General features: G+C 62.0%; 16 protein-coding genes. 2 read left to right on the forward strand and 14 right to left on the reverse strand.

Features of this window, described 5'->3' with window-relative positions:
- Positions 1-59: 59 nt before the first annotated feature.
- The 6 genes from RLCC275e_RS12960 to RLCC275e_RS12985 all read right to left on the reverse strand — a co-directional run bounded on the left by RLCC275e_RS12960 (position 60) and on the right by RLCC275e_RS12985 (position 6,966).
- On the reverse strand, positions 60-1,262 hold the full coding sequence (locus tag RLCC275e_RS12960) for an ABC transporter permease (RefSeq protein ID WP_033180756.1): 1,203 nt from the start codon (positions 1,260-1,262) through the stop codon (positions 60-62).
- Positions 1,263-1,266: 4 nt separating this feature from the next.
- A complete protein-coding gene (locus tag RLCC275e_RS12965) occupies positions 1,267-2,406 on the reverse strand; it encodes an ABC transporter permease (protein ID WP_033180757.1) in 1,140 nt (379 codons plus the stop codon).
- The gene (locus RLCC275e_RS12970) at positions 2,403-3,107 is read right to left on the reverse strand and encodes an ABC transporter ATP-binding protein (RefSeq protein ID WP_033180758.1); all 705 of its coding nucleotides are present in this window, start codon (positions 3,105-3,107) and stop codon (positions 2,403-2,405) included. Before RLCC275e_RS12970 ends, RLCC275e_RS12965 begins: the two co-directional genes overlap by 4 nt.
- Positions 3,104-4,372, reverse strand: coding sequence for an efflux RND transporter periplasmic adaptor subunit (locus tag RLCC275e_RS12975; protein WP_130707756.1), 1,269 nt, complete (start codon positions 4,370-4,372; stop codon positions 3,104-3,106). The genes RLCC275e_RS12970 and RLCC275e_RS12975 overlap by 4 nt, the downstream gene beginning before the upstream one ends.
- 277 nt (positions 4,373-4,649) lie before the next feature.
- Positions 4,650-5,723 carry a helix-turn-helix domain-containing protein gene (locus tag RLCC275e_RS12980; RefSeq protein WP_082229737.1) on the reverse strand — a complete coding sequence of 358 codons (1,074 nt, stop codon included), beginning with the start codon at positions 5,721-5,723 and terminating at the stop codon, positions 4,650-4,652.
- A 262-nt stretch (positions 5,724-5,985) separates the two neighbouring features.
- Complete coding sequence (locus RLCC275e_RS12985; RefSeq protein WP_033181014.1) at positions 5,986-6,966, reverse strand: SDR family oxidoreductase; 981 nt, start codon at positions 6,964-6,966, stop codon at positions 5,986-5,988.
- Positions 6,967-7,397: 431 nt separating this feature from the next.
- On the opposite strand from RLCC275e_RS12985, the gene RLCC275e_RS12990 reads away from it, so the two are divergent.
- Positions 7,398-7,772 carry a VOC family protein gene (locus tag RLCC275e_RS12990; RefSeq protein WP_033180759.1) on the forward strand — a complete coding sequence of 125 codons (375 nt, stop codon included), beginning with the start codon at positions 7,398-7,400 and terminating at the stop codon, positions 7,770-7,772.
- Positions 7,773-7,797: 25 nt separating this feature from the next.
- Here the strand turns inward: RLCC275e_RS12990 and RLCC275e_RS12995 are convergent, their stop codons facing one another.
- The 6 genes from RLCC275e_RS12995 to RLCC275e_RS13020 all read right to left on the reverse strand — a co-directional run bounded on the left by RLCC275e_RS12995 (position 7,798) and on the right by RLCC275e_RS13020 (position 15,191).
- On the reverse strand, positions 7,798-8,379 hold the full coding sequence (locus RLCC275e_RS12995) for a dienelactone hydrolase family protein (RefSeq protein WP_033180760.1): 582 nt from the start codon (positions 8,377-8,379) through the stop codon (positions 7,798-7,800).
- A 203-nt stretch (positions 8,380-8,582) separates the two neighbouring features.
- The gene (locus RLCC275e_RS13000; RefSeq protein WP_033180761.1) at positions 8,583-10,103 is read right to left on the reverse strand and encodes an FAD-dependent monooxygenase; all 1,521 of its coding nucleotides are present in this window, start codon (positions 10,101-10,103) and stop codon (positions 8,583-8,585) included.
- A 556-nt stretch (positions 10,104-10,659) separates the two neighbouring features.
- Positions 10,660-11,445 carry an ATP-grasp domain-containing protein gene (locus RLCC275e_RS13005; RefSeq protein WP_033180762.1) on the reverse strand — a complete coding sequence of 262 codons (786 nt, stop codon included), beginning with the start codon at positions 11,443-11,445 and terminating at the stop codon, positions 10,660-10,662.
- A 75-nt stretch (positions 11,446-11,520) separates the two neighbouring features.
- Positions 11,521-13,509: a primary-amine oxidase gene (locus RLCC275e_RS13010; RefSeq protein WP_033180763.1), complete on the reverse strand. Its 1,989-nt coding sequence runs from the start codon at positions 13,507-13,509 to the stop codon at positions 11,521-11,523.
- Positions 13,510-13,569: 60 nt separating this feature from the next.
- Positions 13,570-13,743 carry a hypothetical protein gene (locus RLCC275e_RS13015; RefSeq protein WP_003560529.1) on the reverse strand — a complete coding sequence of 58 codons (174 nt, stop codon included), beginning with the start codon at positions 13,741-13,743 and terminating at the stop codon, positions 13,570-13,572.
- A complete protein-coding gene (locus tag RLCC275e_RS13020) occupies positions 13,740-15,191 on the reverse strand; it encodes an APC family permease (RefSeq protein WP_033180764.1) in 1,452 nt (483 codons plus the stop codon). Before RLCC275e_RS13020 ends, RLCC275e_RS13015 begins: the two co-directional genes overlap by 4 nt.
- 121 nt (positions 15,192-15,312) lie before the next feature.
- Here RLCC275e_RS13020 and RLCC275e_RS13025 point away from each other — a divergent pair, with 121 nt between their 5' ends.
- The gene (locus RLCC275e_RS13025; RefSeq protein ID WP_033180765.1) at positions 15,313-16,347 is read left to right on the forward strand and encodes an AraC family transcriptional regulator; all 1,035 of its coding nucleotides are present in this window, start codon (positions 15,313-15,315) and stop codon (positions 16,345-16,347) included.
- A 69-nt stretch (positions 16,348-16,416) separates the two neighbouring features.
- Here the strand turns inward: RLCC275e_RS13025 and RLCC275e_RS13030 are convergent, their stop codons facing one another.
- Together RLCC275e_RS13030 and RLCC275e_RS13035 are read right to left on the reverse strand one after the other, a co-directional pair.
- Complete coding sequence (locus tag RLCC275e_RS13030) at positions 16,417-16,782, reverse strand: cytochrome C oxidase subunit IV family protein (RefSeq protein WP_003560535.1); 366 nt, start codon at positions 16,780-16,782, stop codon at positions 16,417-16,419.
- 25 nt (positions 16,783-16,807) lie between these two features.
- Positions 16,808-17,527 carry a heme-copper oxidase subunit III family protein gene (locus tag RLCC275e_RS13035; protein WP_033180766.1) on the reverse strand — a complete coding sequence of 240 codons (720 nt, stop codon included), beginning with the start codon at positions 17,525-17,527 and terminating at the stop codon, positions 16,808-16,810.
- Positions 17,528-17,532: the final 5 nt, after the last annotated feature.

Genomic DNA, 17,532 nt, shown 5'->3' on the forward strand with positions numbered 1-17,532 from the left:
CCGATCAGGACGGTCGCCGCGATGATGTGACTCCCCCGGAAGGTCTAGACAGCCAGCCTCTACCCCCTCGCCCGCAAAGCCGAAGTCAACGGCAGCCGTGTCGCCGCCAGCGCCGGCAACGCCCCGCCGATGATGCCGATTGCAAGCCCCAGCAGCCCGGCGGTCAGCGCGACGTCGGTGGTGACGTCGAGTTGGAAGGCCATCTTGGTATTGTTAGCGCCCATCGTACTGGCCTGCCAGCCGTTGAAGGCGAGCCATGAGGCGAGGATGCCGAGGGCGACGCCTGCGACTGAGAGAAGCACGGCCTCGGCCCAGGTGGCAGTGAAGGCCGGCAGCCGGCCGAAGCCGAGCAGGCGCAGCGTGGCGATCTCCATCGCGCGGTCGGAGACCGAGCTCATCATCGTGTTCAAAGCGCCAGCGGTCGCGCCGACCGCCATCAACAGCGCCAGCGGCCAGCCGAACAGGCGGATGAGGCTGCTGGTGTGCTCAGATTGCGCCGCATAAAGATCGGCCTCGGAGACGGCGGTGAGCGGCGCGCCGGGAAATGCGGAGAGATGCTCGCGCAGCGCCGACAACCCGCCTCCCCCCGCAAGCCGCACGCGCAAGCTCTGAACCTGCCCCTGCCGGTCGAAGGCCGATTGCACAGCCTCCAGATCTGCCCAGATCTCGGATTCGAAGGCGCTGCCGCCTGACGTGAAATGCCCGACGACCGTCCAGTCGACCGCGCCGAGCCGCACCTTGTCGCCGACGGCAAAGCCGGAGAACTCGTCGGCGATGCGCCCGCCAACGACGATTTCGCGCGCGCCCGGCGAAAACAGCCGCCCCTCGGAGAGCACCGCGCGGTCGCGCAAGGCAGGCCCCGCCGGGTCCATGCCCCGTAGCGACAGGGTCTGCTCGGCACCGTCGCTTGCCCTGACCACATCGACGGGAACAACGATCTCGCGCGACAGCGCCAGGCCGCCCGCGGCATTCCGCGCCACGCCGATCTCGCCGATCATGGCAGTCAGGCTGCGGATTGCCTCGGCTGGCACATCCGAACCGGTCTCTTGGTTGGTGCCGCCGCCGAGGATGACGGCGATGCCGGGTGAACCGGCGCCTTGAAGCGCTGCCTCGAAGCCCCGCCCCATGGCGAGAAAACCCGCAAGCACCGCCACCACGAGGGCGACCGACAGCACCATCGACAGTGATATCCACAGCCGCCGCGGCAGGCTGCCGAGATTGACTCTGATCATGAGAAAGATCTGCTTGAGCGCTGATGACATTGGACTATCTCGATCTGAAAGCGTTGATGATGGGCAGACGCATGGCGTTAGCGGCAGGCAGCAGCCCGGTCGCGAGCCCGAGGCCGGCGATGATGGCGACGGACTTCAGCAGCACGGGCATAGTGAAGGCGAGGCCGAATTCCGGTCCAGTCAAGACCGTCGCGAGTTTGGCGAGCACCAGCCCACCCGCCCCGCCGGCGACGAAGACGAACAGCGTCTCGCCGAGGATCAGCGCCATGATCCGCGCCCTGGAAAAGCCGAGCACCTTCATGACGCCGATTTCGAAGCTGCGTTCCCTCACCGCAAAGAGCATGGTGTTGACCACGATCATCAGGATGGTCACGAAGGCCGCGCCGACGACGAGGCTGACGATCAAGCCGACATCGGCGAATTGCCGCAGGAAAGCCTCGAGGAATTGCTTTTCCGATTGCGTGCGCGTCGGCGCCGCCGAATTCGCAAACTGCGCGTCGATCCGGGCGGCGAGCACGCCGGATGAAACGCCCGGTCGCGGCCGCACTACGAAGGCATCCACCGTATCCTTTCCGAGGGCGCGGCCCGCATTGATGGCATCATAGCGAGCGATCATGAAATAGGTGTCGGTGCTGGCATCGGCCCCTTCGAAGATGCCGGCGATCTCGAAGCTCCAATCGCGGCTGCCGTCTTCCCCCGTCAGCTGGCTGGTGACGCCGATACGCTGGCCGACCGACCACCCCTGTGCCTCGGCGAGCGCCCGCCCGACCAGCACCCGGTCACGGCTCTCTTCCAGTGCAGCGATCAGCTGCGGCGTCAGCCCGAGTTCGACGCCATTGGCGGCCGCAATTGCCTGCGGATCGACGGCGCTCGTCATCACGACATTCTTCTCGACATCGACGAAGCCCCGCATGCGCGTCATATAGGCGACGGCGGCAACATCGCTATCGGCGGCAATCCGGTTGAGATAGGCAAGCGGCAGCGGCTGCGCCCGCCCCGATCTGTTGAAGACCCCGAGCAGCGTATCGCTCGCCCCGGCCGTCCCTTGCGAGCCGCTGAGAAAACTCGCCGTCAGCCCATAGATCAGGAAGGCGACGCCGACCGAGAACATCAGAAGCGTTGCCCGGAGCGGCTTGCGCCAGGCATTGCGGCGCATGAGCTGGAAGAAGGTCATTGGGCGATCCTCTCCTGCTCGACGAATTCGCCCTTGTTGAGATGCAGCGTGCGCCGGGCGAAGGAGGCGGCCTCGGGATCATGCGTGACCATGATGATTGTCTTCCGAAGCTCGCGATTGAGAAAGCCCAGCATCTCGAGGATATCATTGGCCGATTTTCGGTCGAGATCGCCGGTCGGTTCATCGCAGAGTAAAAGGTCGGGATCGCCGACGATGGCGCGGGCGATGCCGACACGCTGCTGCTGTCCTCCGGACATGCTGGATGGAAACTGCCGCTGCCGCCCCGAAAGCCCGACCAGATCCATGACGGTCTCGACGCGCGCCCGCCGCTCCTTCCGCTTGAGCGGCTTCAACAGCAGCGGCAACTCGATATTCTCGCCCGCATTCAGCATCGGCAGCAGATTGTAGAACTGGAAGACGATGCCCATACTATGCGCCCGCCACGCCGCCCGCGCACCCTCGCCCATCTGCTCGAGATGGCTGCGGCCGACCCTGATTTCCCCTCCGTCGGGGCTATCGATACCACCAAGCATATTGAGCAACGTCGATTTCCCCGACCCCGACGGCCCCATGACCGCAACGAAATCGCCGCGTGCTATGGAAAGGTCGAGCCCGGAAAAGATCGGGATCGTCTCCGCGCCGATCCTGAATGCCTTCCTGACGCCGCGAAGCGCGATATAGGGTTCTTGAGTGTCGGTCATCGCTCTGCTCCTTGCTGATGGTCTGTGGTATTCCCGGCCTCACCCAACACAAGGCGGATGCGCGCGGCCATGGCGGGGCGTATGTCTGGCGGCGGCGAGGAGAGCGACAGGCGAAGCATCACCGTCCCCTTCTCCCGCGAAATCATCGGCGCGATCTTCGATACTTCGACCGCAAAGGGCCGGTCGGGAAAGCCGTCGAGCACCGCCTCACCGCGCAAGCCTGGCCGCATCAACGCGATATTCGCCTCGGCCACATCGGCATCGATGACCATGTTCGCCATGTCGGCAATCGCAAGCAGGCTTTCATTCTCCCGCACGCTGTCCTCGCGCGACAGCACGGTGTCGCCGACACGCGCGGTAAGCCGCATCACGGTGCCAGATATCGGCGCCCCGACGGCCAGTGCCTCCACCTGCTCGCGCGCCCTGTCGATATCGAGATCGGCCTTGGCCACATCCTGCCGTGCCCGCAGCACGGCATTTTCGGCAGTGTCGAACGCCGTCTTCGCCTCCTCCAGCGTCTGCGCCGACATCGCATCGCGCCCGGCCAGCCGCTCTGCGCGCGTGAGGGAAGACCGCGCCTGCGCCAATTCAATAGTCTTCGCCGCCAGCTCCAGCTCCGCCGATTGCCGGGCGATCTCGGCGCCTTGAAGCGCAAAGCGGGCGCCGGCATCATCGAGCCGCACCAGCACCTGACCCGTTACGACCCTGTCGCCCGCCTCAACCTCGACGGCGACGATCCGACCTTCATATTTGGAGAAAATGGTGGCGATATCGGGGGCCACGACGTAGCCGGAGCCGGTGACTTCCCGTGCCGGCAAGGCCGGGTTCGCTGCTTCATCGGCAGGCAACGCCCGCCCGCGCTCGGCAGCAGCGCCGCCCTTGGCCGGCGCCTCCGGTTCACGAACAGATATCGCAGGGTCGCTGTTTGCAAAGCCCGCAAGCATGGTCTCGATGCGTTCCAGCGGCTCCGACCGATAGAAAAGAACCGCCGCCAGCGATGCCGTCGCAGCAAGGGCCAGCATTGCTCCAGGGATCACCCACCGTTGGGCACGGGGCTCCGGCGGCTCTGTCTTGAAAGCCGCGGGCCTGATCGAAAGCGATCTCAGCTTGGCGGCAAGGTCTCGGTCATGTTCTGATGTCGTGTTCATGCCGCCAGAATGACCAACGGCAGCAAAACAGCGACCTCGAACGCGTTTCTGACAGTCCTCGATCGCGATTGTGTACGTGGCCGCGGCAATCCCCCCACAGCTTCGACCAGCGCTCATCCTGAGACTGGAGGGAGATGGCGGCTTGGAATGCGGGTGCAGGAAGTCGACGCATAGCCAACCGCAAGATTGCGGCGAGGTACATCGATCGCTCTGTGCGGCAAGGCACCCCGGGTCAGCCCTCATGGTGAGGAGGCCCGAAGGGCCGTCTCGAACCACGAGGGCGGGTGATTGCGTGGGTGCAGACTGGCTGGATAAAGCGCCGGTGGCCAGCCCCGTCCTTCGAGGCCCCTACGGGGCGCCTCAGGATCAGGCTGGAGAGAGGATAGGCGTCACTTCAGGGCAAAGCCGAAGAGACGCCGGATCCTCCCTTCCTCTCACGCCAGGCAACCGGCGTCATATCCGTAACCCGGCGGAATTCGCGGTTGAAATTGGACTTGGTCTGGAAGCCGACCTCGAACATCACCTCGGTCACCGATTTCTGGGTCGCGGCAAGCAGCCGGCAGGCCTCGCCGATCCTGTAGTCATTGACATATTGCGAGACGTTCTTGTCCATCGCCCGGTTGATCGCCGTCGAGATCTGGCGGGCGGGAATACCGGCCTTGCGGGCCAGCCGGTCGAGATTGAGATTGGCATCACGATAGAGTTTTTTTGCCTCCATCAGCGCATCGACCGTGGCGATCGTCTCCTTGTCCTCGGTCGTTTCGGATTTCAGCACCGCCTCCACCGTCTCGGCCGGCGCCCGGCTTCGGCTGGCGGCGGCTGCCGCAATGCCGAGGATGACGAGGACCGCGAGGTTGCTGACGCTGATCAGCGTCAGCGCATGTTCGCCATGCGCCCATGTGAAATCGAGAAAGACGAAGATATCGACAGAAGCCGACAGACACAGCGCCACCGCCGCGAAGATGATTGCCCGGTAGGCCGGCACCGCTCCCTCGAAGGGCGCAAGCCGAAGCGCATCGGCGCCCGGCCGCATCAGAAGCAGGATCGCCAGGGCATAACCGACGAAAACAAGCACCAGCGCAATATCGATCACATCCCGCCGGAGCACCACCAACAAGAGGATGACGGCGGCAGGCACGGCATGCAGCGCAATCCGCGCCGCCAGCGGCTGCCGGCTCGTCCTCACCAGCCTGGAAACCCCGGCATAGGCAAGCGGCGGCACCATCGCCGCGGTGACGGGCGCAATCACACCCACCGCCTGCACCCCATACCCCCAGCGCAGACCGGAGAGGACGGATTGCAGCACGGCGAGCAGGATCAGTGCCAGAAACGGCCGATTGGGCTGCGCCTCCTCGTCGCGCCTGAGGACGGTGACGAAGAGGACGAGCAGCAGAAGGGCAACGACGAAGGGAAGCGGAATGAACAGCATGGCCTGATAGGATCGGAGGGGCGAGTGGATGGCCATCATTGCCGAGATCCTCAGCCGGCGCGACCTCCATCATGTTTTAGGACGCGTTTTAGGCTGGGATTTTTGTGAGCGGCATGCCGTGATACCCTCGTTCGACCCTTCGATCACCAGCCACAAGTCTCAATCCGCGTTGAGGTCGGTATGGTTGTTTTCCAGCCAACCCGACAGGCTGTCGAAATCGGCGACATCGCAAGTCCGGTAATCAGCGCAGGCACGACCGTCTGCGTCGTCTCTTTCGGAAAGTTGTTCTACGAGAGCCTGCCTAGCCGAGAGCGCTTTGTGCCGCGCAAATCCGATCGACCAAAGCATCAAGATCGCCCCTTGGCGGGCGGTTCTTGGCCAGGCGCTGCTTGAGATGCATGATCGGCTCCGCCAGAATTTCATCAAGGCTCTCGGCGCAGGTGAAGTCGCCCGCCACGCTTTTGACCTTTGAATTGTCAAAGATCGCCGACCATGCCTTGTCGCCACGCAGCGGCCCAACCCAATCCGGATTGTACCGGACCAGGGTGTCCGTCGGCACGTGTACGATCTTGGCCTCGACGCCCAACAATCTGGCGATCGTCTTTTGAATATCGTCCCAGATGTGAGCGCGATCGGAGGTGATGTGGAAGATCTCGTTCAACGCCGCCGGCTTGCCGAAAAGCCCGACAAAGGGCACCGCAAAATCAACCGAACGGGTCAGTGTCCAGGGCGTGTGGCCATCGCCGGCCACGATGGTGGGCTCACCATCCAGCATGCGTCTCGCCATGACATCGCTGTCGCCCATCATGATGGGCAGGCCGGTGCGAACAGTGTGACTGGGGCGGACGATGGTCCAGGCGAGTTTCTCGGAATTCTTGAGCAGCGTCTCGCAGGCAATCTTGTCCTGGCTATAGCGCCAGTAGGGGTTGATCGCCGGTGTCTGCTCGGTAATCACATAGTGGCGCGGCGGCTTTTCATAGACCGAAGCCGAAGAGATGAAGATGTACTGGCCGCAGTGCCCGGCAAACACATCGATGTCACGCCCGACTTGATCGGGCGTAAAGGCAATGAACTGGCACACGACGTCATAATTGGCCTTGGCCAAGTCCGCATAGGCGGGTGCCGCGAGATCGCCGACGATCGAGGTAACCCCCGCAGGCAAAGGGTCGCCTCTCAAACTGCGGTTATAGACGCTGACATGATGACCCTCAGCAACCGCACGCTGGACGCATGGATATGAAATCTGGCCAGTACCGCCAACGAAAAGGATTTTCAAAGCCATATAAAAGACCTCGGTATGGGTGTGGCGGAATATGCGGTCAGTCTTCATAGCGCGAAAGAAATCGGTCGTCTTCTGCAAAATCGGGACACCGGGTGCACGTCGTTGGTCGACCTGTCCCTGACCAATGTTGTGATAGCCCGCGTATGCCGATCGGTCGGCGTGAGCAATTGCCGATACAGCAAATATCTCTATCTCAAGCCAATGATGCCCCTTCTGTTTGAGATCAGCACAAGACGGAGGCTTTCTTGAAGGGATTATCTGCCCTATGTAGCCGGGGTGCTGGCAGGATTATTGGTCGTCTTCCTCATGTCTGGCCTGTTGGCGCTGACGGAGACACCGCAGCTCATACTTTTCGCATTGCTGCCGGCCGTCGGTGGCGCGCTCGTCGAACGCGTTTGCCGTCGCCGGCCCAACAATTCTTGAAGGATTCCATGGCAAGGCTGAAAGAAATTGTCATCGATTGCAATATTCCCTCGCGTGTCGCCCGGTTCTGGGCGGAGGCGCTCGATGGCTACGACGTGATGCCATATGACGACGAAGAGCTGGCCCGCCTTGCCGCTCTCGGATTGACACCCGAGACTGACCCGACCGTGATGGTCGAAGGTCCCGGAACCCGCCTGTGCTTCCACCTTCGTCAGGGGGAGCGTCCGGCCCGCAACCGGCTTCATCTCGATATTGCCACCCCCGATCGGGCCAGGGAGGTAGAACGGCTTTTATCCCTCGGAGCGACCTTCGTCCGAGAAGCGGATGGCTACACGGTCTTGAATGATCCCGAAGGCAACAATTTCTGTGTGGCGTCCGAATAGTCCGATCCGGGCCGGAATGTCTGGATCAGACGCGATTCAGGAACTCGACCACGCGGAGGGTGAGCAGCGCGGTCGCATCCGCATCATAGGACGGCAGCGAGCTGTCGGCGAAGTAATGCTGATCGCCTGGGTACAGGAAAAGCTCCGCGTCCTCGACCTTCTCCACGATCTCGCGGGCGGCGTCGATGTCGCCCTCGCCGACAAAAATCGGATCGTTGTCCATGCCGTGGATCTGCACAGCGACGCCGTCCGGCCAGGGCCCGAAGGCCCACTCGCCGCTGATCGGCAGGCAGGAGTAGAAGAGCAGAGCCCCGCGGGCGCCGGGCCGCGTCTGCGCCAGCTTCTGCGCCGGCAGCACTCCGAACGAGAACCCGGCATAGATGAGCGTGGGCGGCAATTCGTCGGCGACGCGCACGCCGCGCTCCCGCATGGCGTCGAATCCGATCTCGCCAATATAGGCGATCCCCGCTTCGATGCTTGGGAATGAGCGCCCGTCAAACAGATCAGGCGTGTGCACGATGTGACCGGCTGCCCTGATATCGCCGGCAAACGAGCGCACACCGGGGGTCAGCCCCTGTGCGTGATGGAACAACAGGATCTCAGCCATAAGGAGCCTCCGGGCGGGACGGTCGGGCGCATCGCCACTCTACAGCGTCGCCACCTTGCCGGGAAGAGTGCGGACACGTTGCCGAAGCAACATCTGCAAACCCGCCGAAAACCGATAGGCGGGAAACCTCCTGACGCTCTACCGGACTGATAAGGTTGAAGAACCTTTCCGAGACCTGAACATCGATTGCTCCATTGATAGTTTCAGGCTTTGCCGAACCACCGCGATGCGGCCTGCGCGGCTTCCTCATTGTCAGGCACAGCCTCACCAGCCCACGCCACAAAGCCGTCGGGGCGCACGAGCAGCGCGCTCAACCCCAGCCGATCCCTGGCTTCACCGGCGACATAGGTGATCCCATTCCAGCGGCTTGCCAGCGCTTGCAGCGGTGCACCGGCGTCAAAGTCCAAAAGCAGGCCTTTGCCCTGCCTGAGGCGATCGCCGAGCCTCGTCCCGTCGGCCAGCTCAAAATCGGGAGCGCTGCGGCCGACCAGCGGGTGACTGCTGCCAAGATCGTAGCGGAGAGAAACACCCCAGACGCGCTCGGCAAAGTATGTCGCACCGTCACGCGTGTCGATCAGATCGCGGATGATGGCTTCGAGCGCGCGCGTACTCCGGCTCGGCCGCATCAGTGCGACCTGCGCGCGCGACCAGTCGAGAACCTGCGCTCCCACTGGATGCCGTTCGCAGAAATAGCTGTCGAGCAGGCCCTCCGGCGCATCGCCGCGGATCGTCGCCGCAAGCTTCCATCCAAGATTCATCGCATCGCCAAGTCCGAGGTTCAGGCCCTGGCCACCCAAGGGGGAATGGATGTGCGCGGCGTCGCCCGCAAGCAGCACCCTGCCCTTGCGGTAAGCCGTCGCCTGATAGGCGCGATCCGTCCAGGTGGTGGCAAGCTCAAGTCCCGTCACAGTTACATCGGTGCCTGAAACATGCCGCAGCACCGACTGCACATGCGCGAGCGTCATCGGCTGCGCCCGGTGGAACGCGCCGCCGTCGAAATCGACCATCGCGATCGTGCCGGGCTTTTGGTAGGTATACATCCCCGTCGGCGTGTAGTGGCGGCCCGGAACGAGTTTCTCCGGATCGGCCATCTCGACTTGAACGGAATAGCCGGTGAATTCGGGATCGGTGCCTGCGAATTCAAAGCCGCCTGCCCTGCGCACGGTGCTGCGCCCGCCGTCACAACCGACGAGCCACCGTCCGCGAAAGCTCTCGCCACCGGCGCGAACAGTCACGCCTTCGTCCGACTGCTCGAAGCCATCGACGCCAAGCCCGCGCCGGATCTCGACACCCATCGCGCTTGCGCGGGCGGCCAGGACGAATTCGAGATGCTCCATCTCGACCGCCATGCTGGTACCGGCCGGACCTGGCAGGCGATAGGGCCACGTCGAGGTGTCGATGGTGTCGTGGAAGAACTGAATGCCGGCGAAATGGCCGCCCGGGCGACGCGGCTGCTGCATCCAATGCGCTGAAGTCGATTGATCTTTCTCGCGCTGCGGCGTCATGATGTCGTCCAGCAGCCCGCGACGGTAGAAGGCTTCGATGGTCGGCGCGGAAAGGCCGCGCATGCCAAACGGCAGCCGCTTCAACGGCGAATGCGGGTCTTCGGCCTGCTCCAGCACCAACACCGAGAGGCCGGCCAGCTGCAGTTCGCAGGCGAGAAACAGACCGACGGGGCCTGCACCAGCAATCACAACATCATGAATCATAAGAAAATCGGGCATAAACTACTCCTTTACGGTCGTTCGACCGGAGCAGTTCGTCGTTTCGAGAACCACACGGACGAACAGTGGGACGCTTGAACGGCGTCCGTTGTTCGTCGTGGAGAACTCATGCACGAGGCAAGGAACAGAGCTTTCGTTTCCGAAAGGACTTGGGCCAACCACACCAAGTCATGCCTTTTCCGACATCGGCAACATAGCCGCCGGGCGATCGATCGGCAACAGAAGATATTCTCTTCCGAAGGTCTGACCTGACACGGGGAAGCCCCTTCCGGGCGGGTAATGCCGCTTATGCCATGTCTGACGACGTGCAGAAGATTTTTTCCGCAGATAGAGAGAGATGCGCTGATCTACCGGTCGGCCGATTTCATCGCAGCAGCCCTGCAGAGCTGACGCTCTCCCGACTTGCCGTGTGAGGCATCGGCAAACGCGGGCGCACCCTGGGGCAGCCCCTGTGCGTGATGAAACCACAAGACCCCGGCCATACGGAGCCTCCGGGGTGGATTGGTCGGGCGCACACTCTGAAATTCTACAGCGCTCTCGCCTCACCGGGAAGACGTCAGTCGCGGGCTAGGCCGTCGATCGCCGCCGCCAGCTTCACGAGGTCTGCAGCGTAGAACCCGGCGGCGTTGAGACAGTTCGTCTCGAGCAGCATCAGTCCTTCTTCAGTCCGGCAGATATCGATGACGTAAGCTTGCGAGTAGCCGGGATTGATGTCGACCATACGCTGCCCGAAGTCTAGCGCATCGCCATCGATCTCGTGGCGGTGGACCACTCGGGATCCCTCCTTGTAGAGCGAATAGGTGACGATCCGGCCGTCGACGACCCAGAGACGCCATTCGCGCAGGATGCGAACAGGCTCGGTGAGCATCAGCAGCGTGTCGTGACGAAGCGATCCGTTCGGGATTTCATCTTCGTTGAGCGTCAGCACCGTCTCCGCCATGCGGATGATCTCACCGGTCGATTTAACGTTGCCGGGCTCCTCCTTGCTGTCGTCGACCGGGCGCAGGAACCAGTCCCTGCCGTCATCCGCCAGACGCTGAGGGACATCCCGGAGTGTCAGGAACAGTGCATCGGCGCCGTTGAGGAGGTAAGGATGCCAAACCTGTTCGCGAACGAAAGGACGCAGCTTGAAGACACCCGGCCGGTAACCGTTCGCCTCGGCGTTCTTCCACAGCGTGTAAGAGCCGAACATGACCACTGAACCCGGATCCGCAACGACCGGCTCGGGGATGAGCTCGCCGACGAACGGTACGACCTTGTGCCATGTGTAGGAGATTTCAAGCTGGTCGAGCGCCTCGGCCAGCTTGCTGGTATCTTCGAACTGCTGGAGAAGCCACTGCATTCTGTTCCCTGCCTTTCTTACAATCCGTCGGACTACCAAAAAGCTATTTAAAAAGGAACAGCCGTAGCATTGCAGCTATGTGTGGCAGCAGGAACCGTTTCCGGTGTCATCGGCCGAACGCTGCAGGCGGTTGTCGACACTCTGGCTGTTTCCTTCCGGCGGCAGGTCCATGGCGATGTTGGATGCGAAGAAGCCGTTCGGTTTCAGCGTGAAGCCGGCATATTCCACCGGCATGATCGGAAAATCCTCGGGCTTGCAGACATGGGTATGGCCGAAGGAATGCCAGAGCACGACATCGGCATTCTCGATTTCGCGGTTCTGCTTGACATAACCCGGCAGGCCGTCGCCGCCGGCATGCACGTTCGGATAATCACCGCTCGCATATTTTTCCCTGGCATCGAAGGCGGTGACCCAGATGTGTTTCTTGGCGAAGCCGCCGCGCTGGGCAACGGTCGAATCCGGCTGGGCAAGCATAACAGGCGACGGCATGACGACAATCTTGTAGCCCGGCGCCTTGCCGACGCTGTTCTTTATGTTGGGGTTTGAGACTTTCCAGTAACGGCCGGTCTCGCCATTGGCGAGTGCCGGCGAATCGAGTTCGCGCTTCAGCACACGGGTCCTGGTATCGAAGACATTGCCATAGGGATTGTCTTCACCCCAGGGACGCGGCACGAAATCATGCTCGGTCACGGTGTTGCCGCCGCCGTCGACATCCATGTGCAGGCGCGCATTGAAGAAATGCTGGTGGGTCGGACCGCCGAGATTGTCATCGACCATGCCGCCCCAGGGATAGGTTTCGCCAGTCGCGACCGCCGCCGTCTGGATGATGCCGGTGAGCTTGGCTTCGAGCTGGATCGTGCCGTCCTGGTAGAGATACCAGTAGAAGCCGTAATCGTAGTTGCCGACGGTTGCGAAGAAGGAGATGACGAGGCGGCGCGAACGGCGCACTTCGAAAATGCCGTTGCGGAATTCGTAATGCTTCCAGAGGATGCCGTAATCCTCCTCGTGCATGCAGATGGCGTTCTTCATGATGAAAGGCTGGCCGAGATCATCCGCCGCCGGCACGTCGAAATAGTGAATATGGCCGAGGCAGTCGCAGCCGAGTTCGAGGCAATTGGCCAGGCGTCCGAGGCCATACTCGCCGGCATCGAAGGCGCTCTTCCAATAGTGGTTCGCGGTCGGATCGGCATAGGGCACGACCATTTCGGTGACACTGGCGCGAAAGACGACGGGCCGCAGCCTGCCCTGATCCCGGATGCCGAGCTCATGCAGAACGAGGCCCTCGCGCGGAGTGAAACCGACACGGAAACTCCAGTTCTGCCATTCGACTTTCCAGCCGTCGACCGTAAAGCTCGGCCCTTGCGGCTGAACGATATGCAGCGGCGTGAGATCAGGCCGCGATTCCGGGAAGGTTTCGCGGCCATAATTGCGCTTCTTCCTCGGCACCGGAATGATCTTTTCTTCGTCGACGAGATCGACCACGCGGTTGGTGATCAGGTCGACCACCGCCACCACGCCCTCGATCGGATGCGCATAGCCGTTGTCACGGATATCCTCGCGCCAATAGGACACGGCGCGGACGATGCGCTTTCCCTTCTCGAATTCGCGGCCAAAATAGCCCGAGGAAAAGGGATCGATCTGGATGAGCGGAATATCCTCGTCGGTAATGCCGCGCTTCTTGACGGCAGTGATCCAGCGCGGATCGGATTTGACGGTGCCTTCGACGGTTTCGAATTCGCACAGCATCACCGGCGGCTGGCCATAGGGCAGTTCATCGAGAGGCAGTCTTATATAGGAGGACACCTTGCCGGCAGTCAGGTCTACGATGCCCTCGAAGATCTCGCCATTGCTGATATCGATTGCCAGGATGAAGGCGAGGCGCGCCAGCCTGCCGCCCAGGCGGTGGGCGGCAAGATCCGCCTTGGTCGGCTCCTCCAGCCGGGTGATCGGAAAGCGGAAGGTGGCTGCGAGTGTCTGCGTATCCTTGAGTATGGCAACGGCAGAAGCGATCTCGTCGAGGCTCAGAGGATCGAGCGGATGGGTGACTGCAACAACGGCGTCCATTGGTATACCTCTTGTTTTTGGAAGAGACGACGCACCATGGCGCGTCGCAAGCTGCGGTGATCAGGATCGACCGGAGCAGATCTGCGTATCGATCATCATCTGGTCTGCATGAATGCAGAACACCGAGCAGAAGGCGTGGGCCTCGACGGCAACCAGCAATGTTGCGGCGGCAAGGACCGCGACCGCAAGAACCAGAAGGCGATCGACGGGTGCAAGTTTGGCAACGGCACTCATTCGAAGACCTTTCCAAGCGAGGCGTAGAGAGCGGGCTTGGACCTCTTGATCCGGATCGCAAACAACGCGCCAAGAATGCCCACCAGCACCATGGCATAGGGGAATGCCTTGACGATCGGGCTTTCGCTGCCGGAAAGGAGTGAAAGATTGGAACTGACCAGGACCAGCGAACCAACGAGGCCGAGGAGCGCCAGCGCCGGCGCGATCATCGTCGTCCAGGCGCTATATCCGTTCGGCGTCTTGCGGAAAAACATGACGATCGCGACGGAGACCAGCACCTGCACCAGCAGGATACCGATACCTGCAAGCGCTGCCATCCACGAGAACACGACGGTGTAAGGATCGGCACCAAAAATCACGAACAGGCCAAGGATGACGGCCGCGATCAGACTTTGCAGCAGACCTGCAGCATAGGGTGAGCCATGCTTGGCGTGCACCTTGCCGAGCACCTGTGCGGCCAGGCCTTCACGGCCCAGGGCGAAGAAATAGCGGTTGAGCGTATTGTGGAAGGACAGGATGCAGGCAAACAGGCTGGTGATCAGCAGCACGTTCATCACCTGGCTCGACCACGCGCCGAGCACGGAATTGGCGGCGGCGAAGTAGAAGCTTTCGAGGCCGGCTGCAGCAGTGGCCTGCACCTTGCCCGGACCGTAGAATTGCACGATTGCCCAGGTGGAGAAGGCATAGAAGAGTGTGATGAGCAGCACAGCGACATAGGTGGCACGGGGAATGGTCTTTTCCGGATCTTCAGCTTCCTCGCCGAAAATGGCCGTAGCTTCGAACCCGATGAACGAACCGATGACGAAGACCAGCGCAGCACCAAGGCCGGGCGCGAAGACCGACGATGGCATGAAGGAGGAGAAGCTGATGCCTTCCGGTCCGCCGCCTGAAAAGACGATGGCAAGATCCAGAACCAGCAATATGGCGATTTCGGCAATCATGCAGACGCCCAGGATCGCGCCTGAGAAGGCGATGTTGCGCTGACCGCAGACCAGCACGACGACGAGTGCCGCGAAGGCGAAGGCCCACCAGGGCAGGACCAGCCCAAGCGGCCCTATGGCATTGGCCATGAAGAAACCGAACAGGCCGTAGATGGCGATCTGAACCGCGCTGTAGGTGACCAGCGCCATGAAGGCCCCGCCCACACCGGCCGGCTTGCCGATGCCATGGGTGATATAGGTGTAGAAGGCCCCTGCCCCGCCCACATGCCGGCTCATGGCGGTGAAGCCGACCGAGAACAGCAGGTAGAGCAGGCCGGCGAGCACGAAAGCGCCGGGAACGCCGGCGCCATTGCCGAAAGCAAATGCTGCCGGCGAAGCGCCGACGACGGCGGTCAGCGGCGCAGCCGCGGCAACGACAAAGAACACCATATGGGCGAGGCCGACCGAGTTCTTGGCCAGACGACGCTCCGGCGACGATGGTGTGGGCATGCTTGCTTCCAGTGTCATGGAGAACCCCTCTTTATTTGGCTATTGCCAAGAAGGTAAGCGCAGCGATCTGGCCCCGAAATTGCAGTTTGTGCCAATGAATCGATAATTCGCGCCACGAAGGTCACCGGAGACGCTGAAAATGGCAGTTGCATCGCATTTGATCAGCCGCATGCCCGCACTTGCTTCAATTCGCGCCTCCGTCTTGATCCCGCTGGTGCAACAAATCGATAAAAGATCCGGAAAAACCGACCTTCTTCTGGCTTCGCACGGCATTCTGCGCTCGCAACTGGAAGATCCCTACGCTGTCCTGCCCATGGCGCGTTATGTCGCGCTGTTCGAGGAGGCCGCGACGATCACAGGCGAACCGGCGCTCGGAGCCCGCATGGGCACCGGATTCAAGCCCGCCGACATCGGCCCCATCGGCATGCTCTTTGCGCTCTCGCCGACCATTCGCAGCGCTTTCGAACGGCTGTCGAAATATGTGAACGCGGTCCAGGGCGCGACCAGTTCCGGCGTGTTCGAGGAGAATGGCAATTTTGTCTGGAGCTACCGGCTCGTCGATCCCAGCATGTGGCCGCGCCGGCAGGACAGCGAATTCACGATTGCCGCCTCCTGTCAGCTCGTCCGTTCGTGCTTTCGCCGCGGCTGGCGGCCGGTCGAAATCCAGCTCGAGCATCAGGCCCCGCGCGATGCCGGCGTGCTGGAACGCATCTATGGCGCCACCATCCTGTTTGCCCAATCCGGCAACCGGATCGTCATGAACAGGGCCGAAGCTGATCGTGTGCACCGCCTGGAAGACAAAAGCCTGGTCGAAATCCTGGAGAGGCATATCGGCGATCTGGTCCACGAGCCGGCGGCCGGCAATGTCAAGGAAAAGGTCCAGGCCCTGATCGGCATCTATCTCGGCCGCAAGCCGGTCACGGTCGCAACCCTTGCCGCCGAACTGAAGATGTCGCCACGAAGCCTGCAGCGCCGCCTTTCGGAGGAAGGCGTATCGCTCCGCGATCTCGTTCGCCAACACCGCCAGACCCTCGCCGCCCATTATCTCGGCGACCGACATGCCGCACCGATGTCCGAGATTGCCAGTGTGCTGGGTTATGCGGACAACACGGTGCTCTGGCGCGCGCTGCGGTCGTGGGAGAAGAAGGGGAGCGACGCATCTTCGATGGGTTGAACGAAGATGCAGAAGCAAAGCAAATGCGATCGGAACGGCAACGGAAACCGTCAGATTGCTGACCGAACCCTACGGCCCCGCCCCAAAGAACGCCACCCGCGTAAAAATCGTGTAGTCCGCTTCCGAGACCATCAGCGCCACGAAAACCAGCACCAGCAGCGGCGGCAGCAGGATGGCGTAGACCAGCGCCAGCCGTTCCCAGGCCATGTGCATGAAGACGGCGACGATCAGACCGGCCTTCAGCATCATGAACAGAAGGATCAGCGTCCACCTCAAGTAGCTCTGGACGCCGAGATAATCGACCATGTAGGACGCGGCGCTGAGCACGAAGAGCAGGCCCCAGACGAAGAGATAGAGCCGGATCGGGTGCTGCTGTCCGGTGTGGGTTTGTGCATGCGTCGTTTGGCTTTGTGCGTGCGCCGTTGTTTCACTCATGACCACCTCACCACAGATAGAAGCCCTACCACAGATAAAAAAACGCGAAGATGAAGACCCAGACCAGGTCGACGAAGTGCCAGTAAAGGCCCATGATCTCGACGGCCTCGTAGCGGCCTTTCCGGCTGGTGAAGAAGCCGCGCCGTTCCACGTCGAAATCGCCCCGCCAGACCTTGCGGGCGACGATGATGAGGAAGATGACGCCGATCGTCACGTGAGTGCCGTGAAAGCCGGTGATCATGAAGAAGGTCGATCCGAACTGTGCCGCCCCCCATGGGTTCTCCCAGGGGCGCACGCGTTCGGTGATCAGCTTCGTCCATTCGAAGGCCTGCATGCCGACGAAGCAAGCGCCTAGAACCGCCGTCAGCAGCATCAGGATCGCCGTCGTCCGGCGGTCGCGGCGATAGCCGAAATTGACCGCCATCGCCATGGTGCCGCTGCTGGAGATCAGCACGAAAGTCATGATCGCAATCAGGATCAGCGGCACGTCCTGGCCGCCGATATGCAGCGCGAAGACCTCGCTCGGATTGGGCCATGGAACGGGCGTCGACATGCGGGCGGTCATATAGGCGATCAGGAAACAGCCGAAGACGAAGGTGTCGCTGAGCAGAAAGATCCACATCATCGCCTTGCCCCAGGAGGCGGTCTTGAAGGCGCGCTGATCCGAGCTGAAATCGGCGGCAACCCCGCGCAAACCGGCCGGCCTGAGGTCTGCCCCGCCAAGTGTCTCGATAGTCTGTGCCATCTGCA

Source organism: Rhizobium brockwellii, assembly GCF_000769405.2.
Taxonomy (GTDB): domain Bacteria; phylum Pseudomonadota; class Alphaproteobacteria; order Rhizobiales; family Rhizobiaceae; genus Rhizobium; species Rhizobium brockwellii.